The following is a 20,436-nucleotide window of genomic DNA, read 5'->3' as shown; positions in this document are numbered from 1 at the left end:
AGTCAGCCCTACTGCTTCTCGGCGTCGTCGGCGTACCGGGTCACCGTCTCGCGGCTCTCCTCGCCCTCCAGCGGCTTGGCCGGGGGCTCGTTGATCCGCCGCTCGTCCTCCTTGCCCAGGAAGACCCGCTTGAACTCGGCGATGGCCGAGTCGAGCGAGGCGACGATGTCGTCGCCCCACTTGTTGTCGGCGATGGCCGCCAGGACGCCCTCGTGCTTGTGGCGCAGGTACTGGAGGAACTCCGACTCGAAGCGGCGCACCTCACCGACCGGGACGTCGTCCAGCTTGCCCTCGGTACCGGCCCAGACGGAGACGACCTGCTCCTGCACCGGGTACGGCGAGTAGTTCGGCTGCTTGAGCAGCTCGACCAGGCGGGAGCCACGCTCCAGCTGGGCCCGGGAGGCCCGGTCCAGGTCGGAGGCGAAGGCGGCGAACGCCTCCAGCTCGCGGTACTGCGCCAGGTTCAGCCGCAGCGAGCCGGCGACCTTCTTCATCGGCTTCACCTGCGCGGCGCCACCGACCCGGGAGACCGAGGTGCCGACGTTGATGGCCGGCCGGACGCCCTGGTTGAACAGGTCGGTCTCCAGGAAGATCTGGCCGTCGGTGATGGAGATGACGTTGGTCGGGATGAAGGCCGAGATGTCGTTGGCCTTCGTCTCGATGATCGGCAGACCGGTCATCGAGCCGCCACCCAGCTCGTCGGAGAGCTTCGCGCAGCGCTCCAGCAGGCGCGAGTGCAGGTAGAAGACGTCACCCGGGTACGCCTCACGGCCCGGCGGGCGACGCAGCAGCAGGGACACGGCCCGGTACGCCTCGGCCTGCTTGCTCAGGTCGTCGAAGACGATCAGGACGTGCTTGCCGCCGTACATCCAGTGCTGGCCGATGGACGAGCCGGTGTACGGGGCGAGGTACTTGAAGCCGGCCGGGTCGGAGGCCGGGGAGGCGACGATGGTGGTGTACTCCATCGCGCCCGCCTCCTCCAGGATGCCCTTGATCGAGGCGATCGTGGAGGCCTTCTGGCCGATGGCGACGTAGATGCAGCGGACCTGCTTCTTCGGGTCGCCGGAGCGCCAGTTGTCCCGCTGGTTGAGGATGGTGTCCAGGGCGACCGTGGTCTTGCCGGTCTTCCGGTCACCGATGATCAGCTGACGCTGGCCACGGCCGATCGGGGTCATGGCGTCGACGGCCTTGATACCGGTCTGCAGCGGCTCGTCGACCGACTGCCGGGCCATCACGTTCGGGGCCTGGAGCTCCAGCTCGCGGAAGCCCTCGTTGGCGATGTCGCCGAGCCCGTCGATCGGCTGGCCGAGCGCGTTGACCACGCGGCCGAGGAAGGCGTCGCCGACCGGCACGGAGAGCACCCGGCCGGTGCGCTTGACGCGCTGCCCCTCCTCCAGCTTGGCGGAGTCACCGAGAACGACGACACCGATCTCCCGGACGTCGAGGTTCAACGCCACGCCGAGCGTGCCGTCCTCGAACTCCAGGAGCTCGTTGGTCATGGTCGAGGGCAGGCCCTCAACGTGGGCGATGCCGTCGCCGGTGTCGGCGACGGTGCCGACCTCCTCGCGGGAGACGTCGGTCGAGTAGGAGGAGACGTAGCGCTCCAGGGCGCCGCGGATCTCCTCCGTCGAGATGGTCAGCTCGGCCATCCTCTGCTTCCTTAAGTATCAGGGGCCCGGGATACCTAGTACCGACCGGTCCGAATGGCGTCGATCAAAGGGCTGCGAGGACGCTGGTCAGCGCTTCGCGAGCGCGTTGCGGGTCTCGTTGAGGCGGCGCAGGACGGTGCCGTCGTACAGGTCGGAACCGACCCGCACGCTCACCCCACCGAGCACCTCCGGGTCCACCGTCTGCTTGACGGAAACCTCTCGACCGTACATGGCGGAGAGGCGCGCACCGAGGCGTCGCTCCTCCTCGTCACTCAGCGGGGCGGCCACGGTCACGTACGCGACCTGCCGGTCCCGCCGGTCGGCGGCCAGCTCGACCAGCCGGGTGAGCGCCCCGCTGAAGGAGCGTCCCCCGAACCCGCCGAGGGCGACCCCGACGAGGTAGCCGGTGACCGGACGGGCCTTGCCGGCGAGCAGCTGGTCCACCAGGGTGGCCCGCCGCTCGGCCGGGGCCATCGGGTCGGAGAGCACGCTCGACAGCTCCGGGGAACCGGAGACGACCTGCCCGAAGCGGAACAGCTCGTCCTCGACCTCGCCCAGCTCGCCGGCGGAGTCGGCGCTCGCCAGGAGCGCCTCCACGCCGAGCCGCTCGGTGGCGTCGAGCAGCTCCGAGGGCACCGACCACCGGCCGGAGACCAGCGTGGCGAGCAGGTCGAGCGCGTCCGCGCCGATCCGGCCCCGCAGCATCTCACCGAGCAGGCCGGAGCGGTCCGCGCCGGAGCGCGCCGGGTCCGACAGCGCCCGGCGCAACCGCGGCTCGCGCCGCAGCAGGGCGGCGACGGAGAGGATGTCGTCGGCGGTGGTGGCCACCGCCGACGGCTCCGCGCCGCGGACGTACGCGTCGAGGCGCTCGGCCGCGACCTTGTACGACTCCCGGCTGGCGGCCTGCATCAGCGGGCCCCCGTGCTCTCGAGACCGCTCAGGAACCGGTCCACGGTGCCCTTGCGACGCGCCTCGTCGGCGAGCGACTCACCGACGATCTTGCTGGCCAGGTCCACCGCGATGGTGCCGACCTCCGTGCGCAGCTCGCGCACGATGGTGGCCCGCTCGGCGGCGAGCTGCTCCTTGCCGGCCGCGATGATCCGGTCGGACTCCTCCCGCGCCTTGGCGAGGATGTCCTGCCGGATGCCCTCCGCGTCGGCCCGGGCGTCGTCCCGGATCTTGGCGGCGTCGGTCCGCGCCTCGGCGAGCTGAGCCCGGTACTGCTCGAGGAGCTGGTTGGCCTCGGCCTGGGCGGCCTCGGCACGCTTGATGCCACCCTCGATCGCGTCGACCCGGGCCTGGAACGTCTGCTCCATGCGCGGGAAGACGAACTTCATCAGCACGATGCAGAGCAGGATGAAGGCGATACCACCGACCACGATCTCCTGCCAGATCGGCACGATCGGGTTGTGGGTCGACTCACCACCCTCTGCGGCGAGGAAGAACATGGAAGACCTCCCGGTCGAGGGGCCGAATTAGAGGTTGCCCTGCCAGATGAAGCCGAAGGCGATGCCCAGCAGCGCGAGGGCCTCGATGACGGCGAAGCCGATCCAGACGTACGGCAGGGTCATCCGCGACGACTCCGGCTGGCGGGCGGTCGACTGGATGTAGGCGGCGAAGACCAGGCCGACACCGATGCCCGGGCCGATGGCCGCGAGACCGTAGCCGATGGCGGCGGTGCTGCCCTCTACCGCGGCGTAGATGTCCATTAGTGGGTTCCTCCTGGTTATCACGCGTGACGGTCACGCGGGACGACAACTGTTGGTACGAGGTGGATCAGTGCTCGTCGGCGAGCGCGCCCTGCACGTAGCTGGCGGTCAGCACCGTGAAGACGTACGCCTGCAGGACGATCACCAGGAACTCGAGGAAGGTCAGGGCGACGGTCATCACCCAGGACAGCACCGAGACGGGCGCCAGCCAGACGTTGGCGTTGAGCATCGCGAAGCCGCCGAGCGTGAAGACCAGCAGGAGCATGTGGCCGGCGAACATGTTCGCGAAGAGACGGACGGCCAGCGAGAACGGCCGGACGAGGAAGGTCGAGAAGAACTCGATCGGGATCAGCAGCGGCAGGATGTACCAGGGTGCCGGCGGGATCAGGGAGTTCTTGAAGAACTTGCCGAAGCCGTGGTGCCGGATGCCGACCCAGATGAACATCACGTAGCTGATCACGGCGAGGAAGGCCGGGAAGGCGATGTGCGAGTTCGGCGAGATCTGGAACAGCGGCACGATCGCGAAGAAGTTGGTCAGCAGGATGAAGCAGAACAGCGTGGTGAAGTACGGCGCGAACCGCACACCCGCGTGCCCGATCATGTCGATCGCGATGTTGTTGCGCACGAAGCCGTAGATCGACTCGGCGAGCCACTGCTTCTTGGTCGGCACCAGCTGCGGCTTGCGGTAGCTGGCCAGGAAGAAGACGATCAGGACGCCCACCGCGATCCAGACCATGGCGGTGATCTTGGTGAACCAGTACGAGTTCTCCGCACCCCAGGGCAGGATGCTGGGCAGGTAGAAGTCCTCCACGCTGGGTGGGAATGCCGCCTGGCCCGCTGCCAGGACGTTCGCCTGTCCGAACACCGCGTCCCTTCCTAAGTAGGCGTGCCGAGTCGGCGGACGACCAGGATGATCCCCCCGGCCATGCCGAGCACGACGCCGATCCCGGTGGCGATGCCCCCGGTGTCGAGCCACTGGTCGACCAGCCAGCCGATGAAACCCCAGACGAGCATGCCCCCGATGAGGTACGAGAGCGCGGTCCAACCCTGGCCGGCTCCGGTCGGAACGTCGTCCGGGCCGCCGGTGGGTCGGGGGTTTTGGTCACCAGCCATGACGGGGCGAACGATATCAGCCGGGTAGACGAGGCTGTGCCTCACCCCCCGCACAACCGTCGTTGTGTGGGCGCCTGGCGGGTCACGTCGTCTGGGGGCACGCTACTCCCCTTCCGCCACCCAGAAAACGACCGAACACCGACAGTGCGGCGCGCCGTCCGACAGGTGGGACGGTCAGCGGGCGGAGCCACGGGAATGCACCCTGGTCAGCCACCAGATGTGCACCCCGGTCCAGACCACCACGCCTGCGGCGATGCCGACACAGAGCGGAATCAGACCGTCCCAGCCGGTCGACGCCACGGCCACCATCACCACCCCGAGGAGGGTGAACTTCGCCGCGTACAGGCCGAGTCCGAAGGGGAGCACCAGCTGCGGGTTGATCGCGTCGGCCCAGGCCAGCACCACCGTGGTCAGGGTGTAGCTGACCACGGTCACGGCCACCCCGGCCGCCGCGCCGAGCGCCGCGTCGGCGCCGCCGGTCACCCCGCCGACCAGAGCGGCCACCGCGCCCAGCACCGCCGAGGCCAGCAGCAGCACCGGGAGGTGGCGCAACCGCCAGCGCCGGTCGTCGGCCGCCTGCGCCGCGCGCACCCCGGGCTCAGCCACGGGGGTACGCCGGGAAGGCGGCGACCAGCTCGGCGACCTCACCGGCGATCCCGGCGAGCGTGTCGGCGCCCCCGGGGGCCGACGGGTCGGTACGCACCGCGCGGGCGATCAGCGCGGCGACCTGCCGCATCTGCCCCTCCCGCATGCCCTGGGTGGTGACGCTCGGGGTGCCGACCCGGATACCGGAGGCGACCATCGGCTTCTGCGGGTCGTACGGGATGGCGTTCTTGTTCAGGGTGATGGTCGCGGCGTCGCAGCGGGCCTCGGCCTCGGCCCCGGTCACCCCGGTCTCGCGCAGGTCGACCAGGGCCAGGTGGGTGTCGGTGCCGCCGGAGACCGGTCGCATCCCCTCGGCGGCCAGCCCGGCGGCGAGCGCCTGCGCGTTGGCGACCACCTGGGCGGCGTACGCGCGGAACTCCGGCTGCGCCGCCTCGCGCAGCGCGACCGCCTTGGCCGCGACGGCGTGCATGAGCGGTCCGCCCTGGGTGAACGGGAAGACCGCCTTGTCGATCCGCTGGGCCAGCGACTCCCGGCAGAGGATCATGCCGCCGCGCGGGCCGCGCAGCACCTTGTGGGTGGTGAGGCAGACGACGTCGGCGTGCGGCACCGGCGACGGGATCGCCCTGCCGGCGACCAGGCCGATGAAGTGCGCGGCGTCCACCATCAGGTACGCCCCGACCTCGTCGGCGATCTCCCGGAACCGGGCGAAGTCGATCAGGCGGGGGTATGCGGTGGCCCCACAGATGATCATCTTGGGCCGGTGTTCCCGCGCGAGATCGCGCACCTCGTCGTAGTCGATCAGCTCGGTGTCCGGCCGGACGGTGTAGCCGACGGTGTGGAACCACTTGCCGGAGAAGTTCACCCGGCTGCCGTGGGTGAGGTGCCCGCCGTGCGGCAGGTCCATCGCCAGCACGGTGTCCCCCGGCTGCGCCAGGGCGGCGTACGCGGCCAGGTTGGCGCTGGCCCCGGAGTGCGGCTGGAGGTTGGCGTGCTCGGCCCCGAAGAGCTCCTTCGCCCGGGCGATGCCGATCTCCTCGGCCCGGTCCACCTCGGCGCAGCCACCGTAGTAGCGCCGGCCCGGGTAGCCCTCGGCGTACTTGTTGGTGAGGGTGGAGCCGAGCGCCGCGAGCACCGCCGGGGAGGTCAGGTTCTCGCTGGCGATCAGTTGCAGGCCGCCGCGCAGCCGGTCCAGTTCGCCGAGCACCACCCCGGCGATCTCCGGGTCGACGGTGCTGAGCTGCTGGAAGTCCGGCCCCCAGAAGGTGTCCCTCGCGTTCTCCACAGCGAAGGAGTCTATGGGGCCGCACACTGGAAGCCGTGAGATGCCTCGTCACCGGAGCCACGGGTTACATCGGCGGGCGGCTGGCGCCCCGGCTGCTCGCCGAGGGGCACGAGGTGCGCTGTCTGGCCCGCAAGGCAGCCCGGCTGCGGGACGTGCCGTGGGCGGCACGGGCCGAGATCGCCGAGGGCGACCTGCGGAAACCGGAGACGCTGCCGGCCGCCTTCGCCGGCGTCGACGTCGCGTACTACCTCGTGCACTCGCTCGGGCAGGCCGGATTCGAGGCCGCCGACCGGGAGGCGGCGACCCGCTTCGCCGAGGCCGCCGTCGCGGCCGGCGTACGCCGGATCGTCTACCTCGGCGGGCCGGAGCCGAAGTCCGACGGCGAACTGCCCTCGCCGCACCTGCGCTCCCGCGCCGAGGTCGGCCGGATCCTGCTCGCCAGCGGCGTGCCGACGGTGGTGCTGCGGGCCGCGGTCATCATCGGCTCGGGCTCGGCGTCGTTCGAGATGCTGCGCTACCTGACCGAGCGGCTGCCCGCCATGGTCACCCCGCGCTGGGTACGCAACCGGATCCAGCCGATCGCGGTCCGCGACGTGCTGCGCTACCTGGTCGCCTGCGCCACCCTGCCGCCGGAGGTCGACCGGGCCTTCGACATCGGCGGCCCGGACGTGCTCACCTTCCAGGAGATGATGCAGCGCTACGCCCGGGTCGCCGGCCTGCGCCGCCGGATCATCCTGCCGGTGCGGCCGTTGACCCCGTCGCTCTCCTCGCACTGGGTCGGGCTGATCACCCCGGTGCCCAACAGCATCGCCCGACCGCTGGTGGAGAGCCTGGTCCACGAGGCGGTGGCGGGCGAACACGACATCGCCCGCTGGATCCCCGACCCGCCCGACGGGCTGACCAGCTTCGACCAGGCCGTCGCGCTGGCGCTGACCAAGGTGCGCGACGCCCAGGTGGAGACCCGCTGGTCGACCGCCAGCGGACCGGACGCGCCGGCCGAGCCGCTGCCCAGCGACCCGCAGTGGTCCGGTGGCACGGCCTACACCGACGTCCGGGAGCGGACGGTGGCCGCGCCGCGCGACGCGCTCTGGCGGGTCATCGAGGGGGTCGGCGGCGAGCACGGCTGGTACTCCTTCCCGCTCGCCTGGTCGGTGCGGGGCTGGCTGGACCGGTTGGTCGGCGGGGTGGGGCTGCGCCGGGGCCGGCGCGACCCGCACCGCCTCCAGGTCGGTGAGGCGCTGGACTTCTGGCGGGTCGAGGAGATCGTCCCGGGTGAACTGCTGCGGCTGCGCGCCGAGATGCGCCTGCCGGGCCGGGCCTGGCTGGAGATGCGCGCCGAGCCCGCCGGGGACGGACACAGCCGCTACGTCCAGCGCGCCGTCTTCCTCCCCCGCGGCCTCGCCGGGCACCTCTACTGGGGTGCGGTGGCCCCGTTCCACGCCGTCGTCTTCGGCGGCATGGCCCGCAACATCGCCCGCGGCGCCGCACACTCGCTCTGACCTCCGGCGACGCGTGTGTCGGCGGGCGCGCGGGGTGTTGGCGGGCGCGTGCGGCGCGTGTTGGCCGGTGGTCTCGCGGCGGGTGTCGGCGGGCGCGTGTGCGGCGCGTCTCGACGGCGCGCGGCGGCGGGTCAGTTGCCGTCGCGGGGGCCGCCGAGGCGGTAGGCGACGGCCTCGCTGGGCGGGACGAAGTCGCGCACCGGCTGCTCACGCAGGGAGTGGTCGAGGATCTCGCCGATCGCCGCGACCATCCGGCTCTGGACCGTCGGACCGACCGGGTCACGCGGGTCGTCGGGGTTGGCGGCGATCTGGGCGACCACGAGTTGCGGGGTGAAGGCCACCACCGACGTCGTCTCGTTCCGCTCCGAGGTGCCGGTCTTGCCGGCCACCGGCCGACCCAGCGCCCGGCGCAGCCGCTGCGCCGTCCCGCCGTCGCAGCGGCCGTACATCGACTGGTCGCCGACCGGGCAGCGGGCCGCGTCGGCCGCCGCCCGGGCCACGTCCGTGGCGACGGCCTGTCGACAGTCCGGACGCCCGGCGGCCACCTCCTGCCCGGCGCTGTCGGTGATCGACACGACCGGCAGCGGAGCGCACCAGGTGCCCTCGGCCGCCACCGTGGCGTACGCGTTGGCCAGGTCGAGCGGGGTGGTGGAGGAGACACCGAGGGTGAACGCACCCCAGTCCCGCGCGCCGCTGCGGGCCAGCTCGGCGTCGCCGTCGGCGCGGAACCCGATGCCCAGCCGCTGGGCCATCTCCACCACCTTGTCCGCCCCGACCCGCTCGATCAGCCAGGCGAAGTAGGTGTTCACGGAGCGGCCGAAGGCGGTCCACATGCTGTGGTAGCCGTCCATGTACGACGGGGAGGCGTTGACCGGGCACCACTGGCCGCCGCAGCTCGCCCGCCCCTCGTCGGCCGGGAAGCGGGTGAGGATCCGGCTGGGGGCGCGGAAGCCGGTCTCCAGCGGCAGCCCCGCCTCCAGCGCGGCCAGCAGGGTGAACAGCTTGAACGTCGATCCGGCCTGGTAGCCGGCGATGCCGTTGCCGCCGCCGACGAGCTGGTTGACCGTGTTCGGGTGGTTCTTCCACCCGCGTGGGTTGTCGGCCACGCTGTAGTTCCGGTTGACCGCCATGGCCAGCACCCGGCCGGTGCCGGGCTGGACCACCGCCGTGGGCACCGCGTGCCGCTCGTCGCGGTCGTAGATGTCGAGCACCTGCCGCATGGCGGCCTGCTGCACGTCGGGGTCGAGCGAGGAGACGATCCGGAAACCGCCCCGGCGCAGGGTGTCCTGCCGCTCGGGCGCGGACCCGCCGAAGGCCGGCTGGGCGCTCCACCACTGGGTGAACCAGTCGCAGAAGAACCCCCAGTCGTTCTGCTCCGCCGGCACGGCGGTGCAGTCGTTCGGGGTCTCGCTGGGCCGCAGCGCCAGCGGGGCCTGGCTCGCCTGCGCCGCCTCGGCGGGCGACACCTGCCGCAGTTCCACCAGCCGGTCCAGCACGTACGCCCGGCGGCCCAGCGCCGCGTCGGCGTCGCCGTTGATCGGGTCGTCGGTGTTCGGCGAGCGGACCAGTCCGGCCAGCAGGGCCGCCTGGGCGAGCGTGAGCTGGGCCGGCGGGATGGAGAAGTAGCGCTTGCTGGCGGCGGCGATCCCGTACGCCCCGGCGCCGAAGTAGGCGATGTTGAGGTAGCGCTTGAGGATCTCGTCCTTGCTCAGCCCCCGCTCCAGCGCGAGGGCGTACCGCATCTCCCGGATCTTGCGGGCGGCGGTGATCTCGGTGGCCGCCTGGCGCTGCTCCTTGGTCAGCCGGGGGTCACCCGCCAGCACGTTGCGCACGTACTGCATGGTCAGCGTGGAGGCGCCCTGCCGGGTGACGCCGTCGCGCCGGTTGTTGGTGAAGGCCCGGACCACGCCCCGGACGTCCACCCCCTTGTGCTGGTGGAACCGGGCGTCCTCGGCGGCCACGATGGCCTGCCGCATCACCGGGGCCACCTTGTCCAGCGGCACGTCCACCCGGTCCTCGGTGTAGAAGGACGTGATCAGGGTGCGGCCGTCGTTGGCGTACAGGTTCGACCGCTGGACCGTGGGCGGCTTGCGCAGGCTCTCCGGCAGCTCGGAGTACGGCATGGCGAAGGCGCCGAAGCCGATCCCGAACACCAGCGCGGCCGGAAGGGCCGCCACCGCCAGCACCAGCCCGGCGAGCACGCCGGCGAGCACCACGGTGAACAACTTGTCGAGATGGGCCCGGATCATCAGCTCTCCTCGCAGGAGCCGGCAGGACCCGTCCAGAATGACCCGCTATGCCCCTTCCGCCCTCACGTTTCCCCAGATCCGGAGGAAATTCGCGAGCGGGATGCGGCGCGCAGAGCCGGACACACCGTGACGCGTCACCCGGGAGGGTGGCGGCGGCTCCGGTCACCTCGTGCCACCGCCGCCGTCGGGCCGACGGCGCCGGCCGGCGGTCAGGGCAGCAGGGCCGCCGTCAGCGGGTGCACCGTCTCCTCGATCTCGTCGGCGACCCGGTCGAAGCACTGGTCGCCCCGCCCCCACGGGTCGTCCAGGTCGTCCGAGTGCAGCGGGGACGCCCCCTGCCGGGCCGCGTCGGCGGCCTCCACCAGCGCCACGCCCCGGGCGTACAGGGCGTCGGGGGTGGGCTGCGCCGCCGGCAGGGCGGCGGCGTCGACCAGCCCGAGCAGCCGGCCGAACTCACCGAGCACGAAGGTGCGGGACGCGGCGTCCGGACGCAGCGCCACCACGTACTCCTGCTGGTCGGCGGTGGCGGTGAGGACGAGGTCGGCGGCGTCGATCAGGTCCGAGCGGAGCTTGCGGGCGGCGAAGCCGTCGACGTCGCCGCCGCGGGCGAGCACCTGGCGGGCCGCCGGCGGGTTCATCTCCTCACCGGCGTGCCAGCCACCGGTGCCGGCGCTGTGGCTGTGCAGCAGCTCGTCGGAGCGGGTCGGGTCGACGCCGAGCCGGTCCAGCCGCTGGCGGACGGCCAGCGCCAGCAGCCGCTCGGCCATCGGGGACCGGCAGATGTTGCCCATGCAGACGTGCAGGACGGTGAACGGCGGCACTCAGGCCCCCTGCTCGTCGAGGATGTCCGGGACGACGTCCCGCAGCTTGTCCAGCCCGATCGCGCCGAGGCGCAGCACCCGCGGCACCTCGCCGGTGAGATCGACGATGGTGCTCGGCACCGGGTCCGGGCAGGGCCCGGCCTCCAGGTACGCGCGGACCTGGTACCCGAGCTGGTCGCGCGCCTCCTCGGCGGTGAGCGCGGCCGGCTGGCCGGTCTTGTTGGCCGACGCGACCGCCATCGGGCCGGTCTCCCGCAGCACCTCCAGCGCGACCGGGTGCAGCGGCATCCGCACCGCCACCGTGCCGCTGGCGTCGCCCAGGTCCCAGGCCAGGCTCGGCGAGTGCTCCACCACGATGGTCAGCGCCCCCGGCCAGAACGCCTCGACCAGGTCGCGGGCCGCGCGGGGCAGCGAGAAGACCAGGCCGTCGAGGGTGTGCCGGGAGCCGATCAGCACCGGCGGCGCCTGCCGGGAGCCGCCCTTGGCGTCGGCGAGGGCCTTGACCGCGTACGGGGTGAAGGCGTCCGCCCCGATCCCGTAGACCGTGTCCGTCGGCAGGACGACCAGTTCGCCGTTCTTGACCGCCTCGACGGCAGCGGCGATGCCGCGGTCCCGGTCGGCGGGCGACCGACAGTCGTAGAGCATCACGAGGAGCCAGTCTGCCACGCCGGGGCGGTGTCGGGGCGGCGGCCGTCCGCCCGGCGGGACGCGGTGGCGAACCGGGCCCGGCCGGCCAGGTCCCGGTGCTCCTCGACCTCGGCGTACCGGCCGTCGGCGGCGAGCAGCGCCGGCACCGCCGCGCCGTGCGTGTCGTCGTGCTCGACGCCCAGCCCACCGCCGGGGCGCAGCAGCTCGGCCGCGCGCGACAGCACCGGGCGGATCACGTCCAGCCCGTCCGCCCCGCCGAAGACCGCCTCGTCCGGGTCGTGGCGGGCCACCTCCGGCGGTACGGCCACCGCGCGCGGCACGTACGGCGGGTTGCAGAGCAGCACGTCGACCCGGCCGACCAGGGCGGCCAGCAGCCGCGGATCGGTGACGTCGGCGGCGACCACCTCGACCGGCCGGTCCCCCGCCGCGGCCCGCTCGGCGGCGTTGCGCCGCAGCCACTCCAACGCGGCCGGCGAGCGCTCCACGGCCACCACCCGCGCCGCCGGCACCTCCTGGGCCACCGCCAGGGCGATCGCGCCGGAGCCGCTGCACAGGTCGACCACCAGCGGGTCGGGCCGACGTCGGGCCCGGGCGATCCCCCAGCCGGCGAGCAGCTCGCTCTCCGGGCGGGGCGTGAACACCCCCGGCCCGACGGCCAGCTCCAGGTGCCGGAAGCCGGCCCGGCCGGTGAGGTGCTGCAACGGCTCCCGCTCGGCCCGCCGGGCCACCAGCGCCTCGAACCGGTCCCGCTGGCCGGGGTCGAAGCCGTCGGCGAGCGCCAGCCGGCCCCGGGGCACGTCGAGCACGTACGCCGCGAGCTGTTCGGCCTCCGCCCGGGCCGAGGCGACCCCGGCGGCGGCGAGGGTACGGGCGGCGCGGGCCACGGCCAGTGAGGGCCGCTCGCGTTCTGTCCCTTCGGAGGGGTGGCGCGGCAGGGAGGTCACGACATAATCATGAAGCGTCGCGGCCCCCTCCACGAGCGGGTGCGTCCCGACGCACACCGACAGGGAGGTTGGCAGGTGGCGTGGCTCGACCGGGTCGAGGACCAGGTTGACGCTCTCCAACGCTCCCGGGCGTTGCAGGAGGCGAGCCGCTCGGCCGAGGCGTGCGGCCTGCTCGACCGGGTGCTGCGCACCACCGCCGATCCGCACGCCCGCGCCGACGCGTTGGTCCAACGGCTCTGCGCACTGATCAATCTCGGCCGCACCGCGGAGTTCACCCGGGCGATCGAGGAGGCCTCCGACGCCGTCCGCGACCTGCCGGAGCCGTACCTGCACGGGCACCTCAACGCGCTGGCCGCACTCGCCGCGCACCACCAGGGCGCGCTGGACCGCTGCGTCACCCACCTGGTCCGGGCCGCCCGGGCGCTGGGCGCGGCCGAGGAGGAGGACCGGGACACCGCCTGGGGCTGGCACGACCTGGCGATGGCGTACTCCTACCTCAGCTTCCACGGGTACGCGCTCGGCGCGATCGAACGGGCCCGGCAGCACGGGCTGGCCGCCGGGCTCCCCGAGGAGGTCTTCGCCGCGCCGGGCATCCGACTGCGCAACGCGGTCGCCCTCGACCACAACGGCGACAGCGACGGCTGCCTGCGGGTGCTCCGGGACATCGCCATCGACCTGGCCCGCTTCGTCCGCGACGGCCGCGGCGACCGGCTGCGCCCCAGCAGCCTGGCCGCGTACGGCTACGCGGCGGCCCGCCGCGCCGCCCTCGGCGACCCGGTGGAGAGCGGCACGGCGGCCGACCCGGTCCGGCTGCTCGGCCACGGCGGGGACAGCGCCCGGGCCCGCGACATGCGCCAGCTCGGGCAGATCTGCCTGGCCATCGCCGGCGGCCGGCCGATCGAGGCGATCACCCGCCTGGACACCGCCCTGGTCTCCAACGAGACGCTCGGGGCGGCCGAGCCGTCCCGGCTGCGCAGCATCGCCTTCGCCCGGGCGGGCGACCACGCGGGCGCGCACCGGGCCGACCGGATGGCGTTCCGCCTCGCCGCCCAGCGCAACGACCGGCTGCGGGACGTCTACATCGACGGCATCGCGGCCCGCATCGACCACGAGGAGATGCGCCGCGAGGCCGCCCGGTACGAGGGCGAGGCGCTCACCGACCCGCTGACCGGGCTGCCCAACCGGCGCCGACTGGAGCGCTACGTCGCCTCGGTGACGGCCCGGGGCGAGCGGGTGGTGATCGGCGTCTGCGACCTCGACGGCTTCAAGGCGGTCAACACCCACCACGGCCACCACTCCGGCGACCTGGTCCTGCAACGGATCGCCGGGGTGATCAACCGGGTGATGCGCCGGGGCGACTTCGTGGCCCGCTACGGCGGGGACGAGTTCGTCGTGGTGCTGTCGGGGGCCGGGATGACCGAGGCCGCCGAGGTGGCCCGGCGCATCGACGCCGCGGTGCGCACCGAGGACTGGGAGTCGCTGGTGCCCGGCACCCCGGTCGGGGTGAGCATCGGCTTCGCCGAGGTCGACGGCGACAGCGGCGCGGCGCGGGACGCGCTCGGCGCGGCGTTCGAGATCGCCGACCGGGAGATGCTGCGCGCCAAGCACCGCCCCTACGCCTCCTGACCCCGCAGGGCCGGGGTCAGCGGCGGGTGAGTTCGGTGTCGCCGGCCAGCCGGGCGGCGCGGTCGGCCTCGACCAGGGCGTCCAGGACGCCGTCCAGGTCACCGGCGAGAGCCAGGTCCAGGTTGTACGCCGTGTAGCCGATGCGGTGGTCGGTGATCCGGTTCTGCGGGAAGTTGTAGGTGCGGATCCGCTCCGAGCGGTCCACCGTACGCACCTGCGCCTTGCGGGCGTCGGAGGCGGCGGCGTCGGCCTGCTCCTGGGCCACGGCGAGCAGCCGGGCGCGCAGGATGCGCATCGCCTGCTCGCGGTTCTGCAGCTGGGACTTCTCGTTCTGGCAGGAGACCACGACACCGGTCGGCAGGTGGGTGATCCGGACCGCCGAGTCGGTCGTGTTGACCGACTGCCCGCCCGGCCCCGACGAGCGGAACACGTCGATCCGCAGTTCGTTCGGGTCGATGGTGACGTCGACGTCCTCCGCCTCGGGCAGGACGAGCACCCCGGCGGCGCTGGTGTGGATCCGCCCCTGCGACTCGGTGACCGGGACGCGCTGCACCCGGTGCACGCCGCCCTCCCACTTCAGCCGGGACCAGACCCCGTTGCCGCCCTCGGGCACGCCCTTGGTCTTGATGGCCAGCGAGACGTCCTTGACCCCGCCCAGGTCGGAGTCCTGCGCGTCGATGACCTCGGTGAGCCAGCCGCGGCGCTCGGCGTACCGGGTGTACATCCGCAGCAGGTCACCGGCGAAGAGCGCGGACTCCTCACCGCCCTCGCCGGCCTTGATCTCGATGATCACGTCCTTGGCGTCGTGCGGGTCGCGCGGGATGAGCAGCTCGGCCAGGCGCTCCTCCAGCACCGGCAGGGTGGCCGCGATCGATTCGGCCTCCGCGGCGAAGGACGGTTCCTCGGCGGCCAGTTCCCTCGCCGCGGCCAGGTCGGCGCGGGCCTGCTCCAGCTCACCGGCGGCCTTGTGCAGCGGCACCAGCTCGGCGTACCGGCGGCCGACCCGGCGGGCGGTGCCCTGGTCGGCGTGGATCGCCGGGTCGGCCAACCGCTTCTCCAGCTGTCCGTACTCGTCGAGGAGGGCGGCCAGACGCTCGCTGCTCATGCGGGGTGCTCCTTCGACGATCGGGCGGCTGGGCCAGCTGCTGGTCGAACGACCAGGAAGGGGACGGAACGGACGAACGCCCGCGCCCGGCACGGAGCCGGACACGGGCGTCGTCGGGAAAGCTACTTGGCCTTCTTCGCCTGAACCTTGGCGTACTTCTGCTGGAACTTGGCGACCCGGCCGGCGGTGTCGAGGACGCGCTGCTTACCGGTGTAGAACGGGTGGCAGGCGCTGCAGGTCTCGACGTGGATGGCGCCGCCCTTGGCGGTGCTACGGGTCGTGAAGGTGTTACCGCAGGAGCAGGAGACCTCGGTGGTCACGTACTCCGGGTGGATGTTGGGCTTCATGTCGCCTCGGTCCTCTCGTCGGTGGTCGCCGGGTCGCCGCTGATCTCCCCGTCGCCCGGTGCGCGACGGACTCGGGCGTGAACCGGAACCGGTGGCCGATTGACCAGTGTGCCATGGGCGTGAGCCGACCCGTCAGGCGGGCCGCACGATCGGTCCGCACACGCCAACGCCCGGCGTACCTGCCGCATTCCCGCTGCCCGGGAGCAGCATTCACGTCGGCGGCGTACGGTGGGACGGTGCCCGATTCGTCCCCGAACCGGAGCGGAACGGGCAGGACGCCCCGTCTGGTCGCCACCCGCGGGCTGCCCGCCTCCGGCAAGACCACCTTCGCCCGTACGCTCCAACCGGCCGTGGTCCGGGTCAACCGGGACGACCTGCGCCGGATGCTGCACGGCGAGCGGCTCTTCACCCAACGCGCCGAGTACCAGGTGACGCTCGTCCAGCGGGCCCAGGTGGAGGCCCTGCTGCGCTCCGGGGCCAGTGTCTGCGTGGACGACACCAACCTGCGCTCGCGCACCCTGCGCGAGTGGGCCGACCTGGCCGCCCGCCACGGCGCGGAGTTCGAGGTGCACGACTTCACCGACGTGCCGCTGGACGAGTGCCTGCGCCGCGACGCCGCGCGGGCCGAGGGCGACCGGGTCGGCGAGGCGGCCATCCGCCGGCTGCACGAGCGCTACCTGGCCCACCGGCCGCTGCCGCTGCCGGTGCCCACGGCCCGCACCGGCCGGCCCGCCGAGGTGGCCACCGCCCCGTCCGGGCCACCGGAGATCGTGCTGGTCGACATCGACGGCACGGTCGCGTTGACCGTCTCGCGCAGCCCGTACGACATGACCCGGGTGGGCGAGGACGCGCCGAACGAGGCGGTGATCGCGGCGGTCCGGGCGATGCACGCCGCCGGGTACGGGGTGGTCTTCTGCTCGGGCCGGGACGCCTCCGCCCGGGAGGCCACGGTGGCCTGGCTGGACCGGCACGTCCGGGTGCCGTACCTCGGGCTGCACCTGCGCGCGGTGGGCGACCACCGCAAGGACGCCGTGGTGAAGCAGGAGATCTACGAGCGCGAGGTGCGCGACCGCTACCGGGTGGCCGGCGTCTTCGACGACCGGCAGCAGGTGGTACGGATGTGGCGGTCGCTGGGGTTGACCGTCTTCCAGGTCGCCGAGGGCGACTTCTGAGCCGGTGGGCCGACGGGGCTCACCCCGCCGGCCCACCCGGGCGACCGGGCGCGCGTCGCACCCGCGCGCCCCGGGCCACCCGTCAGGCGGCGGGAGCCTCCCCCGGGTCCACCGCCGTCAACGCGACCGTCGCCTCGGCGCGCACGTCGTTGACGGTCACCGCCAGCACCACCGACGCGCCGGGCCGCAACGCGGTCAACTCCCCGGTCGCCGGGTCGAAGCGCGCCACGTGCCACGGCTTGACCCCGGCCGCCGGTCCGACGTGCACCGACGGCGAGCCGGACCAGTCCGCGCTCACCGGCGCCGCCACCGGCACGGCACGACCACCGGGCTGGGTCAGCGTCGCCGTCACCCGGGCCGGCGCGCCCACCGCGACGGTGGCCGGCGCGGTCACCGCCAGCCGGTCGACGTGCGCGTGGAACTCGACCGCGACCCAGCGCGGCCCCTCGGCGAGCGGGTCACGCCGGGCCCGGTCGGCCTCGGCCGGGGTGACCGGGTCGACGCCGACCTCCGTCCAGCCGGTGAAGCCACCGAGCTGCGCCGGGGTGGACGGGTTCTTGCCGGCGTTGCCGTTGATCACGTACGGCACCCCGTCGACCCGGTCGGCGTGGAAGGTGCCGACGTGTCCGCCGACGAAGAGCGCGCCCTTGCCGGTGCGGTGCTGGAAGTCGGCGAGCCACTGCTCCACCAGCGCCGCCTCCTTGCGGTCGGTGAGCTGGCTGGCCTTCGCCGGGCTCGGGTCGCGCGGCGGATGGTGGTGCAGCACCACGACCGAGCCGACCGCGGGGTCCCCGACGGCGGAGTCGAGCGCCTCGCGCAACATCCGCACCTGGTCGAAGCCGCCGCCGCGCAGCGAGCCGGTGGCCGAGCTGAGCGTGACGAACCGGGTGCCCCGGTGGTCGAAGACCCGGGACGTGGCACCGAAGACGGACCGGAAGTTGTCGATCGGGGCCCCCATGATCTCGTGGTTGCCGGGGACGTAGTACCAGGGCACCGCGCCGCCCAGCTCCTCGTCCAGCAGCCGCTTCGCCAACGCGAAGTCCGCCGGGTACGCGGTGTCCACGAAGTCGCCGTCGATCACCAGGAAGTCGGGGTCGGCCGCGCGGACCTCGCGCAGCGTACGGCGGGCCTGGGCGACCAGGTCGCTGTCCGGGTCGGCGGCGACGAACTGGGCGTCGGACAGCACCGCGAAACGCCAGGGCGCGCCGTCCACGGTGCCGTCGTGCAGCACCACCCGGTCGGTGCGGGCCGGCTCGGCGGGTACGTCCACGGTGGGCGGCACCTTCGCCACCAGGTCGTCGATCACCACCTCGCTGGTGTACTGCGCGTCCGGCCTGGTCTCCGCCACGTAGAACCGGCGCACCCGCACCGGGTACTGCACCCCGGCCGGGACGGCGAACTCGACGTACCGCCAGCCGGACCAGGTGACCAGTGGGCCGCGCAGCACGTGCTGGGTGTCCTGCGCGTCGTGCAGGTGCAGGCTGGGCCACTCCCCGGTGCCGTTGCCGTGGATCCACATCCCGAACGCCTGCGGCTGGCCGGGTACCGCGATCCAGGCCGGCGGGTCGGCGTACGCGGCCCGGGTGCCGGTCGAGCGGCTGAAGTCGTACGACATCCGCAACCCGGTGCCGGTGTGCCCGGGAGCGGGGGCGACCGAGCCGGCGGCCCGGGCCTGGCTGAACCGCCAGGAGGCCGCGTCGTCGAAGCCGGCCACCGGCACGCCGGTCAGCCCGACGGTGACCGGCAGGACCGTGGTGTGGCCGCCGACCCGGGCGGTGACCAGGGCGGAGCCGGTGTCGGTGCGCGCCCTGACCGACAGGTTGCCGTCGGCGGTCGGGGTGACCTCCAGCAGCTCACGGTCGTACTCCAGGGCCAGGTCGGCCGGCTCGACCGGGGCGGTGTTCCCCTCCGCGTCGTAGCCGACGACGCCGAACAGGCCGGCGTCCCCGGCCCGGTTCAGCCCGACCCGGTCCACGGTGGAGTCGACCCGCGCCAGCGGGCCGAGCACGGTCAGGTCGAGGGTCCCGCTCGCCGAGTCCCGCCAGGCGGTGACGGTGCTGCGGCCGGGGACGCCGGCGGAGAAGACGCCGTCGCGGACCGTGCCGTGCACCGCCGGGTTCGCCCGCCATCGGGGCGCGCCGGCCGCCGGGCCGTACGTCTCGTCGTGGCCGGCGGCGGTGAGCCGACGGGTCAGGCCGGGGAAGACCCGGTCGGGACGGCCACCCCGGACCGGGGCGACGCCGGGCGCGGCGGTCGGGTCGCTCGCGGTCTCCAGCCAGTACCCGGTGAGCCGGCCGCTGCCCTGCGGGGCGTAGACGGCCAGACCGTTGGGCACGGCCCGTTCGACGCCGTCGGACGGGCTGTTCTCCACCTGCACGGCGGCCGCGCCGGGCTCCCGGGCGAGCAGGGTGGACGAACCGCCACCGTCCAGGTTGAGCGCGTGGTGCGCGCCGAGTTCGGCCATCATCCGGCCCATCTCGGTCTGGGTGACGCCCCGGCTGTCCACCTGCCGGCCGTCCACGGTCAGCAGGATCATCCGCCGGCCGTCGGCGGAGAAACCGACCGCGGTGCGCGGGGCCAGGGTCGGGTCGGCGATGGACTGCACCACCCCGTCGCGGACCAGCACGTTGCCACCACCGACCGCGGCGCGCAGCGGGCCGCCGTCCGAGGGCTTCGGCTGCCAGGTCAGGTCGACCAGGTCTCCGGGACGCAGCACGGCCAGCGCGTCGGCGCCCGCGTCCCGGCCGAGCAGCACGGTGCTGCCGGCCGGGATCGGCCCCTCACCCGCCGCGCCGGTCACCGACACCACCCGGCCGTCCCGGACGACGACCTCGGCCACCCGGGCCGCCCCGGCCACCGCGCGCACCCGGGGGTACGAACCCCAGAGCGCGGTGAACACGCCGACGCCACCCACCTGCACCATGTTGTTGAACTGGGTCAGCCGCAACGGCCCGGCGGGCAGCGTCGCGGTGCCGTCGAAGTGCACCTGCACCACCCGGCCGAGGCCGTCGGCGGTGATCGCGGCGGCGTTGTGGTGACCGGCGACCGGCGACTGGACCAGCTCACCGCCCTGGATGCCGACGCCCTGCGCCGCGCCGGAGTTGTTGATGTCGAAGAAGTCGCCGTTGACGGCGGCCACCGCGCGGGACCGGTCCACCGCGCCGCGCAGCGGCTCGGCCTTCGCCACCGCGCCGGAGTTGACGTAGTCGACCCGCAGCCCGCCGCCGAGGTCGGCGGTGAGCGCGTCGGCGCGCAACCAGCCGGCCGCGTCGTACCGGTCGAAGGAGGTCAGGTGCAGCCCCGGCGCGACCGGCCGGGTGGTCCGCTCGGTCTCCAGGCCGCCGGCCGGCTCGACGCCGGTGGTCGTCGCCGTCGCGGCGACGGCGGCGGCCGGGTCGCGGGCCAGCGTGACGGAGCCGGCGGGGTGTGACGAGGAGCGGGGAGCGTCCTCGGCGGCGGTGCCGACACCGGGGTCGGCTGTCCCCGCGCCGGCCGGTACCGGCCCGGCCAGGCCGATCAGCGGCGTCAGCAGCAGGACGCCGGCGAGGTGGGCGGTGCGACTGCGGGTGCGCATGGACGACAGTCAACCCGAAGACGAACAGGAGTTTCAATACTTCGCGCTGAACTGAAGGAAAATTTCAGGCCACCCGGGCCCCGATGCGCGGA

18 protein-coding genes are annotated in these 20,436 nt (G+C 73.5%); 3 read left to right on the top strand and 15 right to left on the bottom strand.

Annotation, left to right across the window (positions count from 1 at the left end):
• Positions 1 to 8: 8 nt before the first annotated feature.
• The 8 genes from atpA to glyA all read right to left on the bottom strand — a co-directional run bounded on the left by atpA (position 9) and on the right by glyA (position 6,359).
• Positions 9 to 1,649 carry a F0F1 ATP synthase subunit alpha gene (gene atpA / locus ACPFP2_RS15450; RefSeq protein WP_424089851.1) on the bottom strand — a complete coding sequence of 547 codons (1,641 nt, stop codon included), beginning with the start codon at positions 1,647 to 1,649 and terminating at the stop codon, positions 9 to 11.
• An 87-nt stretch (positions 1,650 to 1,736) separates the two neighbouring features.
• Positions 1,737 to 2,558, bottom strand: a complete 822-nt coding sequence (locus ACPFP2_RS15445; protein ID WP_424089850.1) for a F0F1 ATP synthase subunit delta — start codon at positions 2,556 to 2,558, stop codon at positions 1,737 to 1,739.
• Positions 2,558 to 3,097 carry a F0F1 ATP synthase subunit B gene (locus ACPFP2_RS15440; protein ID WP_088975802.1) on the bottom strand — a complete coding sequence of 180 codons (540 nt, stop codon included), beginning with the start codon at positions 3,095 to 3,097 and terminating at the stop codon, positions 2,558 to 2,560. The genes ACPFP2_RS15445 and ACPFP2_RS15440 overlap by 1 nt, the downstream gene beginning before the upstream one ends.
• Positions 3,098 to 3,124: 27 nt before the next feature.
• Positions 3,125 to 3,358 (bottom strand): ATP synthase F0 subunit C, encoded by a 234-nt coding sequence (locus tag ACPFP2_RS15435; protein ID WP_088975803.1) that lies wholly within the window; start codon positions 3,356 to 3,358, stop codon positions 3,125 to 3,127.
• A gap of 67 nt (positions 3,359 to 3,425) precedes the next feature.
• On the bottom strand, positions 3,426 to 4,223 hold the full coding sequence (atpB, locus tag ACPFP2_RS15430; protein WP_424089849.1) for a F0F1 ATP synthase subunit A: 798 nt from the start codon (positions 4,221 to 4,223) through the stop codon (positions 3,426 to 3,428).
• An 11-nt stretch (positions 4,224 to 4,234) separates the two neighbouring features.
• Complete coding sequence (locus ACPFP2_RS15425) at positions 4,235 to 4,471, bottom strand: AtpZ/AtpI family protein (protein WP_424089848.1); 237 nt, start codon at positions 4,469 to 4,471, stop codon at positions 4,235 to 4,237.
• Positions 4,472 to 4,645: 174 nt separating this feature from the next.
• Positions 4,646 to 5,077, bottom strand: coding sequence for a hypothetical protein (locus ACPFP2_RS15420; RefSeq protein ID WP_424089847.1), 432 nt, complete (start codon positions 5,075 to 5,077; stop codon positions 4,646 to 4,648).
• Complete coding sequence (gene glyA, locus ACPFP2_RS15415) at positions 5,070 to 6,359, bottom strand: serine hydroxymethyltransferase (RefSeq protein WP_424089846.1); 1,290 nt, start codon at positions 6,357 to 6,359, stop codon at positions 5,070 to 5,072. The genes ACPFP2_RS15420 and glyA overlap by 8 nt, the downstream gene beginning before the upstream one ends.
• Before the next feature lie 35 nt (positions 6,360 to 6,394).
• Here glyA and ACPFP2_RS15410 point away from each other — a divergent pair, with 35 nt between their 5' ends.
• Entirely contained in the window at positions 6,395 to 7,858 is a 1,464-nt protein-coding gene (locus ACPFP2_RS15410; protein WP_424089845.1) for an SDR family oxidoreductase, read from the top strand.
• A 131-nt stretch (positions 7,859 to 7,989) separates the two neighbouring features.
• Here the strand turns inward: ACPFP2_RS15410 and ACPFP2_RS15405 are convergent, their stop codons facing one another.
• From ACPFP2_RS15405 to prmC, 4 genes are all read right to left on the bottom strand, one after another.
• A complete protein-coding gene (locus ACPFP2_RS15405) occupies positions 7,990 to 10,107 on the bottom strand; it encodes a transglycosylase domain-containing protein (protein WP_424089844.1) in 2,118 nt (705 codons plus the stop codon).
• Between the two features lie 209 nt (positions 10,108 to 10,316).
• Entirely contained in the window at positions 10,317 to 10,928 is a 612-nt protein-coding gene (locus ACPFP2_RS15400; protein ID WP_424089843.1) for a phosphotyrosine protein phosphatase, read from the bottom strand.
• Positions 10,929 to 11,573 carry an L-threonylcarbamoyladenylate synthase gene (locus tag ACPFP2_RS15395; protein WP_424089897.1) on the bottom strand — a complete coding sequence of 215 codons (645 nt, stop codon included), beginning with the start codon at positions 11,571 to 11,573 and terminating at the stop codon, positions 10,929 to 10,931.
• A complete protein-coding gene (gene prmC / locus ACPFP2_RS15390; RefSeq protein WP_424089896.1) occupies positions 11,573 to 12,511 on the bottom strand; it encodes a peptide chain release factor N(5)-glutamine methyltransferase in 939 nt (312 codons plus the stop codon). Before prmC ends, ACPFP2_RS15395 begins: the two co-directional genes overlap by 1 nt.
• Before the next feature lie 84 nt (positions 12,512 to 12,595).
• Here prmC and ACPFP2_RS15385 point away from each other — a divergent pair, with 84 nt between their 5' ends.
• Positions 12,596 to 14,146, top strand: coding sequence for a diguanylate cyclase domain-containing protein (locus ACPFP2_RS15385; RefSeq protein WP_424089842.1), 1,551 nt, complete (start codon positions 12,596 to 12,598; stop codon positions 14,144 to 14,146).
• A 16-nt stretch (positions 14,147 to 14,162) separates the two neighbouring features.
• On the opposite strand, the gene prfA is transcribed toward ACPFP2_RS15385, so the two are convergent.
• Together prfA and rpmE are read right to left on the bottom strand one after the other, a co-directional pair.
• Entirely contained in the window at positions 14,163 to 15,251 is a 1,089-nt protein-coding gene (gene prfA, locus ACPFP2_RS15380) for a peptide chain release factor 1 (RefSeq protein WP_424089841.1), read from the bottom strand.
• 122 nt (positions 15,252 to 15,373) lie between these two features.
• Positions 15,374 to 15,598 carry a 50S ribosomal protein L31 gene (gene rpmE, locus ACPFP2_RS15375; protein WP_088975813.1) on the bottom strand — a complete coding sequence of 75 codons (225 nt, stop codon included), beginning with the start codon at positions 15,596 to 15,598 and terminating at the stop codon, positions 15,374 to 15,376.
• 236 nt (positions 15,599 to 15,834) lie between these two features.
• Between rpmE and ACPFP2_RS15370 the strand changes: the two genes are divergently transcribed.
• Complete coding sequence (locus ACPFP2_RS15370) at positions 15,835 to 16,770, top strand: AAA family ATPase (RefSeq protein ID WP_424089840.1); 936 nt, start codon at positions 15,835 to 15,837, stop codon at positions 16,768 to 16,770.
• 82 nt (positions 16,771 to 16,852) lie between these two features.
• On the opposite strand, the gene ACPFP2_RS15365 is transcribed toward ACPFP2_RS15370, so the two are convergent.
• Positions 16,853 to 20,344 carry a phosphodiester glycosidase family protein gene (locus ACPFP2_RS15365; protein ID WP_424089839.1) on the bottom strand — a complete coding sequence of 1,164 codons (3,492 nt, stop codon included), beginning with the start codon at positions 20,342 to 20,344 and terminating at the stop codon, positions 16,853 to 16,855.
• Positions 20,345 to 20,436 lie beyond the last annotated feature (92 nt).

The organism is Micromonospora citrea, assembly GCF_049629545.1.
GTDB classification, from domain to species: Bacteria; Actinomycetota; Actinomycetes; order Mycobacteriales; family Micromonosporaceae; genus Micromonospora; species Micromonospora citrea_A.
This window is presented reverse-complemented; position numbering and strand designations above follow the sequence as displayed.